The sequence below is a fragment of the Caldifermentibacillus hisashii genome, from assembly GCF_039654145.1.
GTDB classification, from domain to species: domain Bacteria; phylum Bacillota; class Bacilli; order Bacillales; family Caldibacillaceae; genus Caldifermentibacillus; species Caldifermentibacillus hisashii.
Genome location: NZ_CP155467.1, coordinates 2,119,322 through 2,135,455 on the forward strand (window position 1 = coordinate 2,119,322; position 16,134 = coordinate 2,135,455).

General features: G+C 36.7%; 20 protein-coding genes and 1 pseudogene. 9 read left to right on the top strand and 12 right to left on the bottom strand.

Going from position 1 to position 16,134, the window contains the following annotated elements; translation table 11 throughout:
- Window positions 1-91: 91 nt before the first annotated feature.
- On the top strand, window positions 92-730 hold the full coding sequence (locus tag NSQ14_RS09985) for a class I SAM-dependent methyltransferase (RefSeq protein ID WP_346207360.1): 639 nt from the start codon (window positions 92-94) through the stop codon (window positions 728-730).
- Window positions 731-1,001: 271 nt separating this feature from the next.
- Here the strand turns inward: NSQ14_RS09985 and NSQ14_RS09990 are convergent, their stop codons facing one another.
- Both NSQ14_RS09990 and mscL read right to left on the bottom strand, forming a co-directional pair.
- Window positions 1,002-1,907 (bottom strand): hypothetical protein, encoded by a 906-nt coding sequence (locus tag NSQ14_RS09990; protein ID WP_346217116.1) that lies wholly within the window; start codon window positions 1,905-1,907, stop codon window positions 1,002-1,004.
- 69 nt (window positions 1,908-1,976) lie between these two features.
- Window positions 1,977-2,363 (bottom strand): large-conductance mechanosensitive channel protein MscL, encoded by a 387-nt coding sequence (gene mscL / locus NSQ14_RS09995; protein WP_034770481.1) that lies wholly within the window; start codon window positions 2,361-2,363, stop codon window positions 1,977-1,979.
- A 230-nt stretch (window positions 2,364-2,593) separates the two neighbouring features.
- Here mscL and NSQ14_RS10000 point away from each other — a divergent pair, with 230 nt between their 5' ends.
- From NSQ14_RS10000 to NSQ14_RS10010, 3 genes are all read left to right on the top strand, one after another.
- The gene (locus NSQ14_RS10000) at window positions 2,594-3,199 is read left to right on the top strand and encodes a YkoP family protein (RefSeq protein WP_346216296.1); all 606 of its coding nucleotides are present in this window, start codon (window positions 2,594-2,596) and stop codon (window positions 3,197-3,199) included.
- Window positions 3,196-4,293, top strand: coding sequence for an MGDG synthase family glycosyltransferase (locus NSQ14_RS10005; RefSeq protein ID WP_343127831.1), 1,098 nt, complete (start codon window positions 3,196-3,198; stop codon window positions 4,291-4,293). The genes NSQ14_RS10000 and NSQ14_RS10005 overlap by 4 nt, the downstream gene beginning before the upstream one ends.
- A gap of 99 nt (window positions 4,294-4,392) precedes the next feature.
- Window positions 4,393-4,845, top strand: a complete 453-nt coding sequence (locus NSQ14_RS10010; protein ID WP_346216297.1) for a cupredoxin domain-containing protein — start codon at window positions 4,393-4,395, stop codon at window positions 4,843-4,845.
- A 674-nt stretch (window positions 4,846-5,519) separates the two neighbouring features.
- On the opposite strand, the gene NSQ14_RS10015 is transcribed toward NSQ14_RS10010, so the two are convergent.
- On the bottom strand, window positions 5,520-5,696 hold the full coding sequence (locus tag NSQ14_RS10015) for a YozQ family protein (RefSeq protein WP_346216298.1): 177 nt from the start codon (window positions 5,694-5,696) through the stop codon (window positions 5,520-5,522).
- 154 nt (window positions 5,697-5,850) lie between these two features.
- Here NSQ14_RS10015 and NSQ14_RS10020 point away from each other — a divergent pair, with 154 nt between their 5' ends.
- Together NSQ14_RS10020 and NSQ14_RS10025 are read left to right on the top strand one after the other, a co-directional pair.
- Window positions 5,851-6,003 carry a hypothetical protein gene (locus NSQ14_RS10020; RefSeq protein WP_162835732.1) on the top strand — a complete coding sequence of 51 codons (153 nt, stop codon included), beginning with the start codon at window positions 5,851-5,853 and terminating at the stop codon, window positions 6,001-6,003.
- A 164-nt stretch (window positions 6,004-6,167) separates the two neighbouring features.
- Window positions 6,168-6,758, top strand: coding sequence for a biotin transporter BioY (locus tag NSQ14_RS10025; RefSeq protein ID WP_244811503.1), 591 nt, complete (start codon window positions 6,168-6,170; stop codon window positions 6,756-6,758).
- 54 nt (window positions 6,759-6,812) lie between these two features.
- On the opposite strand, the gene NSQ14_RS10030 is transcribed toward NSQ14_RS10025, so the two are convergent.
- From NSQ14_RS10030 to NSQ14_RS10050, 5 genes are all read right to left on the bottom strand, one after another.
- On the bottom strand, window positions 6,813-7,166 hold the full coding sequence (locus NSQ14_RS10030; protein WP_244811504.1) for a fluoride efflux transporter FluC: 354 nt from the start codon (window positions 7,164-7,166) through the stop codon (window positions 6,813-6,815).
- 3 nt (window positions 7,167-7,169) lie between these two features.
- A complete protein-coding gene (gene crcB, locus NSQ14_RS10035; protein WP_244811505.1) occupies window positions 7,170-7,571 on the bottom strand; it encodes a fluoride efflux transporter CrcB in 402 nt (133 codons plus the stop codon).
- A gap of 19 nt (window positions 7,572-7,590) precedes the next feature.
- Window positions 7,591-9,036, bottom strand: coding sequence for a bifunctional ADP-dependent NAD(P)H-hydrate dehydratase/NAD(P)H-hydrate epimerase (locus NSQ14_RS10040; protein WP_041848131.1), 1,446 nt, complete (start codon window positions 9,034-9,036; stop codon window positions 7,591-7,593).
- Window positions 9,037-9,147: 111 nt separating this feature from the next.
- Entirely contained in the window at window positions 9,148-9,357 is a 210-nt protein-coding gene (locus tag NSQ14_RS10045; RefSeq protein WP_041845631.1) for a DUF6501 family protein, read from the bottom strand.
- A 104-nt stretch (window positions 9,358-9,461) separates the two neighbouring features.
- Window positions 9,462-9,767 (bottom strand): metal-sulfur cluster assembly factor, encoded by a 306-nt coding sequence (locus NSQ14_RS10050; RefSeq protein ID WP_043988579.1) that lies wholly within the window; start codon window positions 9,765-9,767, stop codon window positions 9,462-9,464.
- 318 nt (window positions 9,768-10,085) lie between these two features.
- Here NSQ14_RS10050 and NSQ14_RS10055 point away from each other — a divergent pair, with 318 nt between their 5' ends.
- Entirely contained in the window at window positions 10,086-11,357 is a 1,272-nt protein-coding gene (locus NSQ14_RS10055) for an MFS transporter (protein ID WP_328186787.1), read from the top strand.
- Window positions 11,358-11,683: 326 nt separating this feature from the next.
- Window positions 11,684-12,307 (top strand): LysE family transporter, encoded by a 624-nt coding sequence (locus tag NSQ14_RS10060; RefSeq protein ID WP_034770491.1) that lies wholly within the window; start codon window positions 11,684-11,686, stop codon window positions 12,305-12,307.
- A gap of 62 nt (window positions 12,308-12,369) precedes the next feature.
- On the opposite strand, the gene NSQ14_RS10065 is transcribed toward NSQ14_RS10060, so the two are convergent.
- Window positions 12,370-13,734, bottom strand: a complete 1,365-nt coding sequence (locus tag NSQ14_RS10065) for an amino acid permease (RefSeq protein WP_034770496.1) — start codon at window positions 13,732-13,734, stop codon at window positions 12,370-12,372.
- 253 nt (window positions 13,735-13,987) lie between these two features.
- Between NSQ14_RS10065 and NSQ14_RS10070 the strand changes: the two are divergent.
- Window positions 13,988-14,497 (top strand): annotated as a pseudogene (locus NSQ14_RS10070) (DUF3231 family protein).
- Between the two features lie 119 nt (window positions 14,498-14,616).
- On the opposite strand, the gene NSQ14_RS10075 reads toward NSQ14_RS10070, so the two are convergent.
- The 3 genes from NSQ14_RS10075 to NSQ14_RS10085 all read right to left on the bottom strand — a co-directional run bounded on the left by NSQ14_RS10075 (window position 14,617) and on the right by NSQ14_RS10085 (window position 16,082).
- Window positions 14,617-14,817, bottom strand: coding sequence for a cold-shock protein (locus NSQ14_RS10075; protein WP_034770500.1), 201 nt, complete (start codon window positions 14,815-14,817; stop codon window positions 14,617-14,619).
- A 167-nt stretch (window positions 14,818-14,984) separates the two neighbouring features.
- Window positions 14,985-15,185, bottom strand: a complete 201-nt coding sequence (locus NSQ14_RS10080) for a cold-shock protein (protein WP_034770502.1) — start codon at window positions 15,183-15,185, stop codon at window positions 14,985-14,987.
- Window positions 15,186-15,548: 363 nt separating this feature from the next.
- Window positions 15,549-16,082, bottom strand: a complete 534-nt coding sequence (locus NSQ14_RS10085; RefSeq protein ID WP_346216299.1) for a superoxide dismutase family protein — start codon at window positions 16,080-16,082, stop codon at window positions 15,549-15,551.
- Window positions 16,083-16,134 lie beyond the last annotated feature (52 nt).

Sequence of the window (16,134 nt, forward strand, 5' to 3'; positions counted from 1 at the left end):
TGAACAGAAATGATTGGTATTGACAAAAGGTGTGAGAAAATCATACTATATTTATAGGAATTATATGCATATAATTATTGGAGGTCTTCATATGGGAAGAGAATTTGATCCACTTTTCGATGAATGGGCAGCTACCTATGACGATACTGTTGCAGGGCATGATATCGAATATAAAGAAGTTTTTCTTCATTACGATGATATATTAAATGAAATTGCAAAACGAGCAATTGACAATGTTTTGGAATTTGGTGTCGGGACGGGTAATTTGACGAAGAAGTTGTTAAATAAAGGGCTTGATGTAATTGGAATTGAGCCCTCAAAGGAAATGCGTACGTTGGCTAAACAAAAAATCAATCAATTGGAAATTTATGATGGTGATTTTCTATTGTTTCCTACGAATACAAAACCGATTCAAACAATTGTCAGTTCTTATGCTTTTCATCATTTAACAGATGAAGAAAAAAACAAAGCGATATCCATCTATACAGAAATGCTTCCAAAAGATGGTAAAATTGTTTTTGCTGATACAATGTTTGCATCTGAACATGAAAAAACAATAATCTTGGAAGAAACGAAAAAACGAGGATATAACCGGCTGCTGGCTGATTTGCAAACGGAATATTATTCAACCATTCCTTTTTTAAAACAAAATTTTGAAAAACACGGGTTTGCAGTTCAGTTTCATAGAATGAATAAGTTTGTTTGGATTTTAGAGGCAGTAAAAAAATAATGAACACAGGAAACACTTTTAACTGGTAATAAGAAAAGCGCAGAGCGCCCGCTTAGCGACGTACAAACTGGAGCGCCCCGCAATGAGATAAAGGAAACACGGCGACGAGCCGATGTTGACTTATCGTAGTGGAGGGGAGTGAAGTTTGCTAGTCGCTGGCGCTCGGAGCTAGACAATAAAACTAATCCCGAGTTATTTACCTGTATTTTTATACTTTCTTATACTAAGAAAAAAACCGAGACTCCCTAAGGTGATGTCCCGGTTTTTCATATTATAATTCAAATTCGGTTGATGTGACCAAGTGAATGCCATCATTATTTACTAATGTACGATAAGCCTGTTCGGTTTCATCTTCAAATCCGGGTATTGAACTCATGCCATCTTCTAATAAATAAATTTTTGCCGGATCATCTTTTACACTTTTTAAATATTCAACAAGCTGAATCACCGACTCCAATACGCAGTGAGATTTTGCTTCCCCGGCAATAATAATTTGATCATAATGTCTCATTGATTCCAGCAAGCGAATATTTGCTTCAATGTTTTTGCTGTATTCAGGGCGGAAAATGCCGTACATTTCTGTCGCCGGATAAAGCCCTTTTACCATTCGGATGACATTTGTCCGACGCACGACTGAATGAAAATAGATGATATTTGCGAATTGCCCTTCAAGTGAGGACCCGTATGTTCCTTCTATACAATGATACGGCCAAATGCATAATTGCTTTTTCCCGGATTTTTCAAGATTGACCACATATTCAACGCTCTCTTCTTTTTCATAGACAGGAATCCATTTCCCGCTTTCAATATCTTGAGTTGTAATGATTGTCAATGGCTGCGGGTGATTTCCAGCTTGATCTTCCCACCAGCACGGATGGAAAATTTGCCTTGGCTGATGTGTGTCTAAAGAAACAGTAATGTCTGTGATTTTATGTAAATGACGATAAATAAATTTTGTTACATTTTGAATGTCTTTATGGGCCCCAGGTACACCAAGCGCGCCATTTTCCATAAAATCATTTTGAAAGTCAATCCCTAAAAATAAAATCTTTTTCTTGTCATTTTTTGCCGGTACCGTTTTCTCAGCTTGTGCCAACGTTAATATATCATGCAAGTGTTTTTCATTCTTGCTGCCGATTTTGTTCACATTTACAATTTGTTCAAAAGCAGTTTTCACCAATGAGATCCCTCCCTTTTTGCAAATTTCCATCCCTATTTTATCATATAAAGGCTGGTTCACCTATTGTTACTCAGCTTTACTTGTCCTGCTCTCCTTCAATAAATCACGAATTTCCGTCAATAGTTGTTCTTCCTTGCTCACATTTTCTTCTTTTTCCTTTTCTTCATGTTTTTCACGGATATCCCGAAATTTGTTAAACAGCTTCACAACGAGAAATAAGGAAAAACCAATAATTAAAAAATCGACAACCGATTGGATAAATAAACCATAGTGAATATCTTTATAAGCTAATTTTTCAAAACTGCCCTTTCCAATAATCAATGCAAAAATAGGCATTATGATGTCATTTACCAGTGAAGATACAATTTTATTAAAAGCCGTACCGATCAGTACCCCGACAGCTAAATCGATTACGTTTCCTTTCATGGCAAATTCTTTAAATTCTTTCAACATTTATCATCAACCTCTCTTTATTTTTCGGAAAATTTGTTCACAACAAGCTTTTGTGATTTTTTCCCTATAAGATTTAAAAATATGGGCTTTTGGTGTTAACCATATTAAACCAAAATATACTGAATTTCAATTGAAGCACTTATCCACATACTCTGGTGGAGTTTTGTAAATAATACATTTGGCAAATAATAATAGGGAATAGTTTTACAAGAAAAATGAGGGAGTTAAAAATGCGTAAAGTTATATTATTTTGCTGGCGTTTACTTGACCCGCTCTACTATCAATTTACCCGGTTAACCTATATCGATTATCGAAAGAACATTTTTCGGGTTCGTCTTACCCGTTACCTTGGACATCCAGTCGTATTGGCAGATGGTACCCATATTCAAAAAAATGATTTATTGCTGAAAATACATTTTCACAATGTCCGGTTATTATCCGAACTCAGCCAGATTCAAAATGAGTTTCAGAAGGGTAAAGTTTTTTTTCATCTGGTCAAAGATTCCCTTCCCGGTATCGCGGACTTTCTGACCAAACATCCAAAACAACATCAAATAAAAGGACTTATTGGGATTACTTCATTAAACTTTCGCTCCAATCGATTAGGTTTTGAAATCTACCCGATCAAAAACAAAATCTATAAATTAATCAAAATGAGTGCTTTTTTACCAATTAACATCCTATCTTCGGTACCTGATTCACGCAACAAACCGAGCCATGAACCGGTCTACTTTTTCATGTCAAAGGATGTTCTATTTGAACGTCACGCAAATTTTCCCGAAAAAATTTATGTTCTTGAAGAAAATGGACTTATAGAAGGAGATGGAATCACTTGAAAAGAATCCTTTTTCTCCCCTTTTTACAAATTCCATCCGGCCATCACCAAGCAGCGGATGCGTTAATAGCTCAATTCGAATCGATGCCCGGTGTCGAATGCGAAAAAATTGACCTTTTCTCTTATAGTTACGGCCGGATCGAGCAAGTAATCTCCCGGTTTTATTTAAAGTGGATTCATCACTTTCCTACCAGTTACAGTACCTTATATAAAAGGATGGTTGTAAAAGACAGAAAAAGGGACATCTATTTATATGAATTGTTTTTCGAAAAACAGTTGGAACATTTATTGTACGAAAGAAAGCCCGATTGTGTCATTTGTACCCATGCCCTGCCTTCCCGCATATTGTCAAAACTAAAACAGGAAGGGAAATTTGACAAACCGGTTCTGAATGTCTATACCGATTTTTTCATTCATAAAGGATGGGGGACGAAGAATATTGACGTCCATTTTGTTTCTACCTACCGGATGAAAAACTATTTATTGACCATGGGAATCAAACCTCAACAAATTTATATGACCGGTATTCCACTTCATCCTTTATTGCAAAAAAAGCCGCTTATTCCGGAGCCGCCGAAGAAACGAATTCATGTACTTGTTTCTGGAGGCAGTATGGGTACAGGGAACATGCATGATTTAATTAAACATCTCCCTTTTCGGAAAGAATTACAATTTTTCGTTTTATGTGGAAAAAATAAGGCATTGTATCAGCAATTAATAAAATTAAACCGTTCTCATCTGATTCCTATTCCTTTTATTCGTTCTCGAAAAATGATGGACTGTATTTATAATTTTGCCGATCTTATTATCACAAAACCGGGGGGTGTAACCATCACCGAGTGTCTTCATAAACAAATCCCCATTTTTATCTATGATCATTTACCGGGGCAAGAAGAAATTAACTTTGAAGAATTACAAATTCAAAAATTGGTTCATGATGCGACCGGATGGAAAAAACAGAATCACCTTGATGATTTAATCATGAGTTTTGTTGAATCACCTAATTTAATCAGCGGCTACTATGAAAATATATACCGCTATGAAAGAAATAAAGATCCCGTGAACTCTTCTCAATTGATTATCGAACAATTATAGCAGATACCGAAAGAAATTTTTCAGTGAAATAAAATATTAGACAAGACCTATGTCAAAGATGCATATGTTATAGAAGACAAGCCAAAGGGGGGAAATTGGATGAGTCATTTTTCTGTTATACATGGTAAGCGGATCAGGAAAATTTTCTTAGTCGGAATATTTATCATTTCCGCATTCATCTGGTACTCTTTCCAAGCAAAAATGATATCAGCAACGGAAACGGCTAACGAGAACATCCGAGAAATTCATATGGTAACCGGTGAATTTACCACAAAGACAGCGGACGGGAAGAAAATCGAAGCTTATCGGTTTGACCCGGGGACAATTTTTTTGAAAAAGGGTGAAAAAGCGCTGCTAAAAATTTATGGTGTCAATGGAAATGAACATCCTTTTATCATTGAAGGAACGGATATCCAAGGAACGGTAGAAAAAGGAAAAGAGACGGTGGTTCCACTTCAATTTGAAAACGAAGGAACGTATCGCTTAGTGTGTATCAGTCATCTTGATTACACAAAGAACGGACCGATGATTGCTTATATTGTTGTCAATTAACATTGAGGTTCGGAAAATGAGCTGTACAAATGGTCAACACTAAGGCTGAATCTTTTCATGCCAAAATGTTTTTGAACCATTTTGTCACAGCTTTTTCCAATTTATAAAACCAATTTAATTTGATTACCGGACGGGTCTTTTGTTAAATAGTCTGTATAAGCCGGATGTTCTTCTATTCTTTTTTACAACACCTTTTGGTACGTATAAATTAAGTATTGGTCTTTTTCCATCTGTCGTCAAGATTGCTTGCTCACCGGTTTGAGTAAGAACTTTTAAGCCGATAATGGTTGTATAAAATTTCGATTGATCTTTGTAAATTCTCCACTTTAATGGTAACTTCACCGATATATAAATTTGGTGGCTAATGAAAAATTCCCATTGTCCTCTACCTTTTCAAATTTCTATTTCAAATATCTCGATTTAGAAATAAATTATATAAGAATCATAAATTAATTTTAAGAATATGTCAAAGATAAATCACTAACATTAATTAAACTATCCTGATAGGGAGCAAGATTAAATGAACAACATTATGGATTATAGCACTTATTTTTTCATTCCCGTGAAGCATGCTCCACATACATTGAGGGTAGTTTAAACGGTTCTTTTAGGATATTAAAATAAAAGGAGCATCCATTGACTAAATGGACTGCTCCTTTACTAATTGTGAGAAATTAATTATTTCCGTTTTGCTCGACAACATATTGATCAACCGTGCCTTCCATATAATTGTCGGTTGCTTGTTCATGGGTAATGCTTAAACCTTCAGTCAACTGATCTTTATGTTCCATCCCGCGCATACTTGGAACGTAGTACTTACCAGCCAATTTGCTCGATTCCTTATAATCCATCATCTTCACCCCTTTCCAAAGTTAAAGTTAGTTTGCGTATTAATGAAAAAGTCATTCTGTTTTTAGGCAGAACGTTTAACCATAATTTTGTCAAACTGATTTATTTTGAAATGGACAAACTAAATAGGAATTTCCTAAAAGAGGTGGGATGATCATGAAAACACATGCTTCCAGACAATTTCAAGAAAACATCGATCAATATAAAATGCCGGAAGCCTTAAAAACATCTAAAAAGGGCCACTATCGAGTCGGATATGAGGCAACAACAGGAAATAATACAGATATAGGAAAAAAAACAGAGGGTTAATAAAGTTAGGGAGCTCGCCTCATTAGGAAAGCTCCCTTCTCAAGTTAAAAATTCCGCCACATTGGGAATTTTCTATTGAACAATCAGCTAATGGTCATTATAATAGATTTTAGTTAACTTTTTTATATTTTTGTTAACTATTTAAGATATAGGGGGAGAAACTTATGCAAGCGCAACATAACCGGTTAAAAATGATGATTGTTGTCGCGTTATTCGCAAGTATGATTGGAATTTTGGCTCAAGTTACGATTCCGCTTCCGATCATACCGATTACCGGTCAAACTTTGGCGATTGGTCTGGCAGCAACGATACTTGGCTCAAAATTTGGTACATACGCAGTGATTCTATATTGTTTAATGGGCGCAATCGGTATTCCTGTTTATTCGAACTTATCATCAGGTGTTTCTGTTTTATTCGGTCCGACCGGGGGATTCATTGTTGGATTTATCCCAACAGCATTTATTACCGGTTATATATTGGAAAAAACGTCATTCCGGATCATGACGGCAATGATAGCCAATACAGTTGGTATGTTTGTCACCTTAGCTTTTGGAACTGCATGGTACAAAATTTCTGCAGATGTATCATGGACGGTAGCTTTTACGACTGCTTTTGTCCCGTTTATCATCGTCGGATTGGTAAAAGCTTATTTAGCTTCACTAATTGGTATTACGGTTCGCAAACAATTAATTCATGCAAAATTACTTCCAACTAGCAAACCAAAACAAAAACTTGACACAACGACCATTCAATAATAAAGTTAAAGGGCAAAATCGATCTTTTTGATTTACGCCCTTTTTTACTATGTTTTATACCCGGCTCCCAATAATCACTCCAACCAAAGCAAACACGAAACCAAAAATAATACTTATTATTAAATAAACAATCATACTTTTCGTTTTATTTCCTTCTTGTAAGCCGATTAATTCAACAATAAATGTCGAAAAAGTTGTGAATGCGCCAAGAAAACCAATACCCAAAAGTGAATAAATATATTGGTTGGTATCAAAACCAATAATCAATCCTAATAGGAAAGACCCGAAAAGATTAACAAATAAGGTCCCATAAGGTAAAAAGCCAAATTTCCTATTCCATTTTTCACTAATATAATATCGACTTATAGCCCCGAAAAAACCGCCAATGGCTATTAGTAATACTTCCATTCTTTATTCCTGCCTATTCTTAACTATTTCATTTTTGCTCCATTTTCTTCCCATGCTCATACCGAGATAAGTGAAACTTAAGCCGAGGAGAATGGATAAGAACAAATAAATCATTCCGATTGTATAGTTTGCATCGCGAATGAGTCGGACAATTTCATTAGTAAATGTTGAAAAGGTGGTAAACGAACCAATAACACCCGTTGTTATCGCCGTATACATTTTCCTTTGGTGAAATTCTTTTTCCAAAAAGTAACTTGATAAAAATCCAAGCAGGAAAGAACCAATTACGTTTACAATAAAAGTTGGAAGTGGGAAATGATAGTAAGTAAAGTTAACAGTTAAAACAGTCACAACATATCGTAACAAACTACCGATTATCCCGCCCAAGCCAACATAAATCCACATAATCACACCTCAAAAACAATTAATCAGTTATTAGCCTATTCATAACTCTCCCTAAAACATTCGTTATATCCCCGGCAACAATCGATCTTTCATTTTGTTCTTTTACAAGTTCATCGGCACACAAACCATGCAGATAGACAGCATTGGCAATTGCACTCGTTATGTCGCTTTCGCTGCAAATGAGTCCGAGTATCATTCCCGTTAATGTATCACCGGAACCTCCTTTTGCTAAAGCCGCATTCCCTGTCCGATTGATAAATCCAGTGCCATTTGGAAAAGCAATGACCGTATTCGCCCCTTTTAATACAACAATCACATTTTTTTGAAGGGCAAATTGACTACTTATTTCTAATCGATTCGCTTCGATTTCTTTTACACTGAGACCGGTGAGACGACTAAATTCACCCGGATGTGGTGTAATAATGATAGGGGCTTTCCTTGGAGCAAATTCTCGTTTTCCTAAAGCACCTGCATCTATAACGAGGGGAATCTCTTTTTCCCAAACATTTTCCAACACTTGATCAATTAATTTTTCATCTGTCAAACCGGGGCCGATTGCCATCGCTCTAATCCCGTCAGGAAATGTCCCGACAGCTAATTTATTTAATCCATCGTGTAAATAAGTCGCTTCCGGTAGGCGCGTAGCAATAATACTTGCTGCATAAGGAGTTGTTGCAATGACCAGTTTCCCGATACCTATTTTCATCGCCCCTAAACCTGCAAGCATGGCACTCCCGGGCATTTCATCAGTCCCTGCCACTAATAAACCGGTTCCAAATGTTCCTTTATGTGAATTGCTTCCCCGCTTTTTCATCGTCCGCTTTACATCTTTCTCCGACCAGATTTTCCATTTTGCATCATGTGGTAAACCAATATCAATGCTTTCCGGTTGTCCGAAATATGTACTGGACGGCAGGAGAAAAGTAGAAGGCTTGAAGCCGTGTAATGAAAATGTGTAATCAGCGTGAAAAGCAATATCTGCCTCACCACGATCAGCCAAAACCCCGGTTGGTAAATCAATGGCTATTTTTAGCGCATGTTGCTGATTACACCACTTGAGCAGATCCTGATACGATTGATTTAACGGTAGCCGTGTTCCGACACCGAGAAGAGCATCAATGATAACATCATACGGACCATCACCAATACTTGTTGACCAAGAATAACCCAAACTTTTATAATACCGAAAATGTTCGCTTGCTGAATCAGACTTTGGTTCACCAAATGGAAAAACGAGATCAACATTATATCCCCATTGGTTTAAATATCTGGCAAGAACAATGCCATCACCGCCATTATTGCCACGTCCGCTTAATATTAAGATTCTGCTGTTTTTATTTAGGATTTCTTTTATTCGTACAAACAAACTTCTGCCTGCTGTTTCCATCAAGGCATTGCCGGATAATCCGTTTTGTGCAGCTGTTTCATCTGCTTTCCTTATTTCAACCTCTCTATAGATGAACAATGTAGATCCCTCCTATATTGTCTTCATGGTAAAGAATTTGGTGCACTTGGATTTCCTCATCATAACGATATCAATCGTAAAAAATAAAAATCCCTGAAAAAGTCAGGAATTTCAATCATTTACTTCAACAAAGTAATCTTTATAGTAGCCGCCGATTCTTCCGGAGTTATCAATAAGAAAATAAAATTCTTCTGTTTCATTTTTGACATCATACACTTTTTCTTCTGTCAACATATGATTCACCATATATTTTTTTGCATTTGTATGTACACATTTTACTTTTTTCAGTGTTTTCCGTTCTGTCCAATCTTTATGAATCATCTCAATCACTCCTTCCACTTCATTATAGGAGTGAATGCTCGTTAAATCAATAGTAATAAAGAGAAAAGGATCAGCTGAATTCTCAGTGATCCCGGACAGTCGAGTTAATTAATACCAATTAATTCTTTTTTAAGTTCTTCATTCATCATTTGCGTCGTCCATTTTACGGTTTCTTTTTTGATAATTTCAACATCTTTCATGACACCAAGGGAACTTACGGCAAATTTCACTCCGGCGCAAAGCCTTTCTTGCTGTTTTATATCATCTGTTGTAAAAGTTAACGAAATACGGGCAATTCCATCTTCAGTTACTTCCACATCATATACTAACCCTAAATCAACGATATTCACTCCGATTTCCGGATCGAATACATACTTTAATTCTTCATATATTCTATCCTTGACATTCATCAGGATTCCCTCCAATATTTGTTCTACCTTTATTATAAAAAATTCACACGTTCTTAGATTTTCATTTTTTAACAATATTGTGTCAAGATAAGAACAGTTTTCATGTAAATGTTGTTATTTTTTACGATTCATTTTTAAAACGTGTCAATGCTTAAGTTTAGGATTCAAAAGCTTGTCCGAAAACAATTTGGCCAAACAACTGTTTTCATCTTTATCTGCTAAGCAATCCCCCATTGTTTTTACTTGTTTTACCATCTTTTTTTATATGTTTTCTACAAATAATATAGTCATCACATCTTTCAGAAATGGAGAATGAGAATGGAGTATACCGGTACCCTATGGGAAAAATACGTTTCCGAGGAAGAACGTAAGAAAAAGAAGAAAGAAAAAAAACTGGAAGATAAGCGGTGGGCTGTTGTATCCATTGCCTCTATACCGCTAGTAATGACTTTAGGCAATTCCATGTTAATTCCTGTTCTCCCAACAATGGAAAAAGAACTGGATATTACACCTTTCCAATCCAGTTTGATCATCACTGTCTATTCGGTTGTCGCCATTATTTTTATTCCGATTGTGGGATATTTATCAGATCGTTGGGGCAGAAAGAGAGTGATTATTCCCAGCCTTCTGTTAGCGGCAATCGGCGGTGTGATTTCCGCGTTTACAGCTTGGCAGTTGCAAAATGCTTATTGGCTTATTTTGATTGGGAGAACTTTACAAGGAATTGGTGCAGCCGGAGCTTTCCCGATTGTTCTTCCACTTATTGGCGATATGTTTCATTCAGAAGATAAAGTCAGTTCCTCCCTTGGGATTATTGAAACGGCCAATACGTTAGGAAAGGTGTTAAGTCCAATCCTTGGAGCTGTATTTGCCAGTGTAATTTGGTTTTTACCGTTTTTTTCCATACCCGTTTTTTGTACAATTTCGATTTTAATGATGGTATTTTTAGTGAAAAGTCCAAAAATAGAAGAAGGACCCAACTTAAATGAATTTTTACGGAAAACGAAAAAAATATACAAACATAATCGTCGCTGGCTAAAATCCATCTTTTTTATAGGTGGTATTTTAATGTTCATTTTATTTGGCGTCCTTTTCTATCTCTCCTCTGTATTGGAGTCAAAATACGGGATTGGCAATATTAAAAAGGGTCTTTTTTTAGCCATTCCGTTAGGTGCGCTTTGCATTGCCTCCTATATTGCCGGGAAAGCCATTAAAGAAAATAAATCTTTGATGAAATGGGTTACCTTTATTGGACTCGTTTTATTAGCCATTAGCACAGTAGTCTTAAGCTTTTTTGAAAGTCTTTGGCTGCTTATTGGTTTATTTGTCATTGGCGGAATCGGAATTGGCATAAGTTTACCTTGTCTTGATTCCCTCATTACGTCCGGAATTGAGGAGGAATTTCGTGGCACTATTTCATCCATTTATAGTTCCATGCGCTTTATCGGTGTTGCCTTTGGTCCTCCGATCATTGCCATATTAATGAAGAAATCGAATATATTGATATTCTATTTATTAGGGGGTTTGGCCGTATTATGTGTCCTTGTATGTTTATTTGGCATTAAGCCGGAGAAACATGCCGTACGTTGATCATATAGTTATCAGAAAAAGCTGTTCTCTAGTACTTTTTATACTTATAAAGAAAGATGCTGTCCAAGGTGTCTGACCTCATCCAGTTTGCTCAATCTTGTTTCTGCGATATCCAGTGTAGGCAAGATACAGCATTCCGGGTCAGTTCCTTTACTTGGACAGCTTTTTTTGTGAGAAGGATTGGCATGTTGCCTTGATTAAGGATGGTTTTATGTAATTTTTTTATTCATTCTTATCTGAAAATGAATTGTCCATATTTTTGTCCTAAACAGACCTTTTCATGAATATGATGGTACAAGCTATACCATTATGGAGGTCGTTTACAGATGACAGTCTTTTTCAGTTACATCCTTTTAGGTCTCTCCTTGGCTGCTCCCATTGGACCGATTAATGCTGCCCAGCTTGACCACGGCATAAAGCATGGTTTTTTTCATTCATGGTTTGTCGGACTTGGTGCCATGTTGGCAGATGGTTTATTTATGTTACTTATATTTTTTGGTGTCGTACACTTTCTGGAAATCCCGTTCATGCAAACTTTTTTATGGCTATTCGGCTTTTTTGTCCTTATTTATACCGGAATTGAAAGTTTGATTCATTCTGCCAAAATTGACACAAGAAATGAGCGCAATAATGAACCCTTAATAAAATCTTTTTTGACCGGTTTTTTTATGTCATTATTAAATCCGTTATCAATATTATTTTGGCTAGGCATCTACGGATCTGTCTTAACTACAACCGTAAAACAATACGGACAAGAACAATTGCTCCTCTACAGTTCTGCTATTTTTATCGGACTTTTTATTTGGGATATTACAATGGCAGGAATTTCAAGTACATTCAAAAAATACTTTGCAACGAAATTCTTAAAACTGCTATCCATTATCTCCGGGTTATCCCTGATCGGCTTCGGTATTTATTTTGGTTATCAAGGAATAAAAGCACTATTTTAATTTTTTATACAGAAAATGCCGGGTTTTCTCGTTTAAAGAGCCCGGCATTTATTCTATATATTTCAAATATTTTCCAGCCTTTCAAATAGTCCTGTCTGTTTCGTTCGTTGCCCTTCCTCTTTCGCACCTTTAAAACGGCGATTCATGATGACAGTCACAATTCCGATGACGAAAAGAAAGCCGATACTGATGTAAAATCCAGGTCTGCTCGAATGATAAATAAGAGATCCGGTCACTGCTGATAAGATCAATACTGTGGCAATAATCCGTTTGATCTGATCAACACGAGTCAAAGTCAGTAATCTTTTGCCTGAATACAAGATGAAAACCCAATTATAAAGCAACATTAACCCTGCTGCTGTTGTAATATATTCATAAACGGAATTTGGCAACAATAACCCTAAAACAATGGAGACAATCAGCCCGCCTGTCGTTAATACTAAAGCAGGGAAAGGAACTTTTAATTTGCCTTTCTTACTTAATTTCTTCGGCGCATATCCTTCTTTTGACAATGAAATCAGCAATGTTGTAACCGCATAAAGGGAAGCAGACATTGTCGAAAATCCGGCAATGACTAAAATAGCCGTAAATAAATGGGGAATAAATGCTAAACGAAATCCATCCAAAGCAACGACGAACGGACTATCATCCATCGTAAATTTTGATAATTGAACTAAAATAACCGACATTCCGATCGAAACAAGGTAGATGGTCGTCAGTAATACAAGCATTACTTTCCCTGACTTTGGTGCATCTTTTGCATTTTCCAATCTCGTTGCATAGATGCTCATTATTTCAATCCCACCAAATGCATAAAAGGAAAATAGAAGTGCTGCCCAGACTCCTTTCAATCCGGCCGGTAGAAATGTCGTTAATGAATTAGGAAAATAGGTTCGACCTCCACCTCGGTCCAATACACCGAACAAACCAAGGATGGCGAGGATAATAAACATTACGATGGCAGACAATTTGGCAATGGCAAACAAGTTTCCGAGCCGTTCAAACCATTTAACTCCTACCAGTACTACAATGATTCCTAATACGGTATAAATACTGGCAAAAATCCAGATCGGAACTTCCGGAAACCAAAATTTTGTAAAAATGGAAATGCCCGTAAGCTGACTGCCCATGATTAACATTTCCGAACTCCAATACACCCAACCGCTTGCGAAACCTGCCCAATTTCCAAACGCTTTTTTTGAATAATAACTAAAGGAACCGGACTGGGGATCATCTGCTGTCATTCGGCTCAACACATCATAAACAATATATGTGCCGATTGCCGCCAACAAAAACGTGACCAATACGGCAGGTCCGGCAGCTTTGATGGCAATATTCGATCCGAGAAAAAAACCGGTGCCAATAATAAAACCAGTTCCCAAAATGGACAATTGCCACCATTTTAATTTTTTTTCTTCTTTATTCATCCAGATCCTCCCCAAATTGATATTTTAAGATGTTTGTTAGTGTTCCCCTCAACAGTTGAAAATAATCGTTCTCTGTCAACTCCTTCATGGATTTCAGGAAAGTTTTACTAATTCGTTTAGGTGGTTAAGTTAAAACAAATAGGAAACGATAATATTGTAAATTAAAGCTATAAATTGGGAGGTTAATGTATGGGTATTTTAAGCGGAAACCGGAAGACTGCCAAGAAATGATAGATTTCATTGTTGTTAATGTATGGGTATTTTAAGCGGAAACCCCAAAAATGAACCATTACATTATGGGGAAGTATTTGGTATATGGTCATTTTTATTTACATCACAAGCATGTGTTGCCGCCTATCAGACGATGTTAAACCATGCTGGTGACGGTGATCTTAAGGAATTAATTCATGAAGCGATTACAGCAAGTCAAGAAGAAATGTAAGAAGTAGCAGAGTTGTTAAAAGAAAATGGTGTTGGTCTGCCACCTTCGCCACCAGCAAGACCGGTTGCAGATTTAGAAAGTATTCCTGCAGGCGCAAGATTTATGGATAATGAAATTGCGGCAAAAATATCCGCTGACATCGCGGCAGGATTAATCACCTGCAGTACGATGATGGGGCAGGCCATTCGGGAAGATATTGCCTTGTTATTTGGCAGATTTCACGGAAAAAAAGCGGTTCTTGGCGGCAAATTTTTACGACTGAATAAAGAAAAAGGTTGGTTAGTTCCACCGCCGCTCCATTTACAACCAAAAGAGGATTAAACCATCAACAGTTTTTAATCTATATTCGACTAAAAACAACAAAGGGGCTGTCCCCAAGTGATGGACAACCCCTAATTATTTGATCAAGATTTCGTTATTTTACATTGAAGTGAACAAGATTATATCTTTTGAACATTTACTGCTTGAGGTCCTCTTTGACCTTCTTCAATATCAAATGAAACGCTTTGTCCTTCTTCCAATGTTTTGAAACCTTCTCCTTGGATGGCAGAATAATGTACAAATACATCGTTGCCGTCCTCTTGTTGAATAAAACCAAATCCTTTTTCAGCATTAAACCATTTTACTTTTCCTGTTGCCATGTAAATCCTCCTAAAAAATGAATGTGGGCTTTCTACCCATACATTACTATTATAAATGAAAAATTGAATTCTAAACGTTCTTTTTGAAAAAAACAAGAAAAATTAGTGGAAGAAATTCCAAAAATTAAATATGGTGATGAACCACTTTGCCCATCACCAATGATTTATTATAGTCTTACAACGTTAGCAGCTTGTGGTCCACGGTTACCTTCAACGATATCAAAAGAAACAGATTGCCCTTCTTCTAATGTTTTGAATCCATCACCTTGAATAGCTGAATAATGTACAAATACATCATTTCCGCCGTCTACTTCGATGAATCCGAAACCTTTTTCTGTGTTAAACCATTTTACTTTACCTTGATTCATGTTAATCCTCCTAAAAATATGAACATTTTTACATACTTCTTATATAATGAAAAAAGTCGCAAACCGAGATGCAGGACAACTTAAATCGCCTACATCATTTGGTGTTGCGACTTTAAATCCCAAAAAAATATAAAGAACTATGTATCACACTTATAAATATAAAGGAATTTGCTGAAAATGTCAACTCAAATATTAGGGTTTTTTTAAAAATTTTGCAGTTTCCCTTATTTTTCTATCCTCTATGGACGGTAAGTTAATACAATCGGACGCATACGGGCAGCCCGTTCCTCACCAACTTTTTTTATAAATTCGAAAATCTTGAAAGTGGGGGTCTTGACTGCCGTTAAGATCGGATCCATTTTTTTAATAAAACGGTTTAATCACACCACAAGCAAGTCGTTTTCCTGCGTCACCTGCAGGCTGCGTCCGGAAGTCATCAGGGCTTTCATGAATGATCATTGCTTTCCCAATCACTTCACGGACACGAAATTTGTCCGTAAACACATTCATGCGTGTGTACCCGTTGTTCGAAAATATGACAGGCAGATCCCCTGCATGATTCCCATGTGGTTGATTGGTCGGGTTCCAGTGACCGCCGGCTTCTTGAAACGGATCATCCCCCTTCCCTACCGCACAACTGCCTTTTTCATGAATATGAAAGCCATGTGGACCGATAGGGTCTTGACCATTTCCTCGCTTTTGATATAGCGGTAGCCCGTTTACCTCAACAAACACATCGGTTCCATTGCCCATATCGGTAAATACAACAAAGCCATGAATATTCGGTGCCAATGGTCCCCCTTTTATTTCAGCGTAAGCCCTCACCGGTGTTTGACTACCGTGGTAATACAATGGCCATGGTTGAACAGGATAACAAAAATAACCAACCTGATACAATACCGCTTCCTCCTCTTAAATTTTTCTCTCTATTGTATGTTAAGAAAAAAAT

Coding starts and splice junctions, on each gene's coding strand:
- NSQ14_RS09985 (WP_346207360.1), top strand. CDS start 92: ATGGGAAGAGAATTTGATCCACTTTTCGATGAATGGGCAGCTACCTAT.
- mscL (WP_034770481.1), bottom strand. CDS start 2,363: ATGTTGAAAGAATTTAAAGAATTTGCCATGAAAGGAAACGTAATCGAT.
- NSQ14_RS10000 (WP_346216296.1), top strand. CDS start 2,594: ATGCGTAAAGTTATATTATTTTGCTGGCGTTTACTTGACCCGCTCTAC.
- NSQ14_RS10010 (WP_346216297.1), top strand. CDS start 4,393: ATGAGTCATTTTTCTGTTATACATGGTAAGCGGATCAGGAAAATTTTC.
- NSQ14_RS10015 (WP_346216298.1), bottom strand. CDS start 5,696: ATGGATTATAAGGAATCGAGCAAATTGGCTGGTAAGTACTACGTTCCA.
- NSQ14_RS10020 (WP_162835732.1), top strand. CDS start 5,851: ATGAAAACACATGCTTCCAGACAATTTCAAGAAAACATCGATCAATAT.
- NSQ14_RS10025 (WP_244811503.1), top strand. CDS start 6,168: ATGCAAGCGCAACATAACCGGTTAAAAATGATGATTGTTGTCGCGTTA.
- NSQ14_RS10030 (WP_244811504.1), bottom strand. CDS start 7,166: ATGGAAGTATTACTAATAGCCATTGGCGGTTTTTTCGGGGCTATAAGT.
- crcB (WP_244811505.1), bottom strand. CDS start 7,571: ATGTGGATTTATGTTGGCTTGGGCGGGATAATCGGTAGTTTGTTACGA.
- NSQ14_RS10045 (WP_041845631.1), bottom strand. CDS start 9,357: ATGATTCATAAAGATTGGACAGAACGGAAAACACTGAAAAAAGTAAAA.
- NSQ14_RS10050 (WP_043988579.1), bottom strand. CDS start 9,767: ATGAATGTCAAGGATAGAATATATGAAGAATTAAAGTATGTATTCGAT.
- NSQ14_RS10055 (WP_328186787.1), top strand. CDS start 10,086: ATGGAGTATACCGGTACCCTATGGGAAAAATACGTTTCCGAGGAAGAA.
- NSQ14_RS10060 (WP_034770491.1), top strand. CDS start 11,684: ATGACAGTCTTTTTCAGTTACATCCTTTTAGGTCTCTCCTTGGCTGCT.
- NSQ14_RS10065 (WP_034770496.1), bottom strand. CDS start 13,734: ATGAATAAAGAAGAAAAAAAATTAAAATGGTGGCAATTGTCCATTTTG.
- NSQ14_RS10075 (WP_034770500.1), bottom strand. CDS start 14,817: ATGGCAACAGGAAAAGTAAAATGGTTTAATGCTGAAAAAGGATTTGGT.
- NSQ14_RS10080 (WP_034770502.1), bottom strand. CDS start 15,185: ATGAATCAAGGTAAAGTAAAATGGTTTAACACAGAAAAAGGTTTCGGA.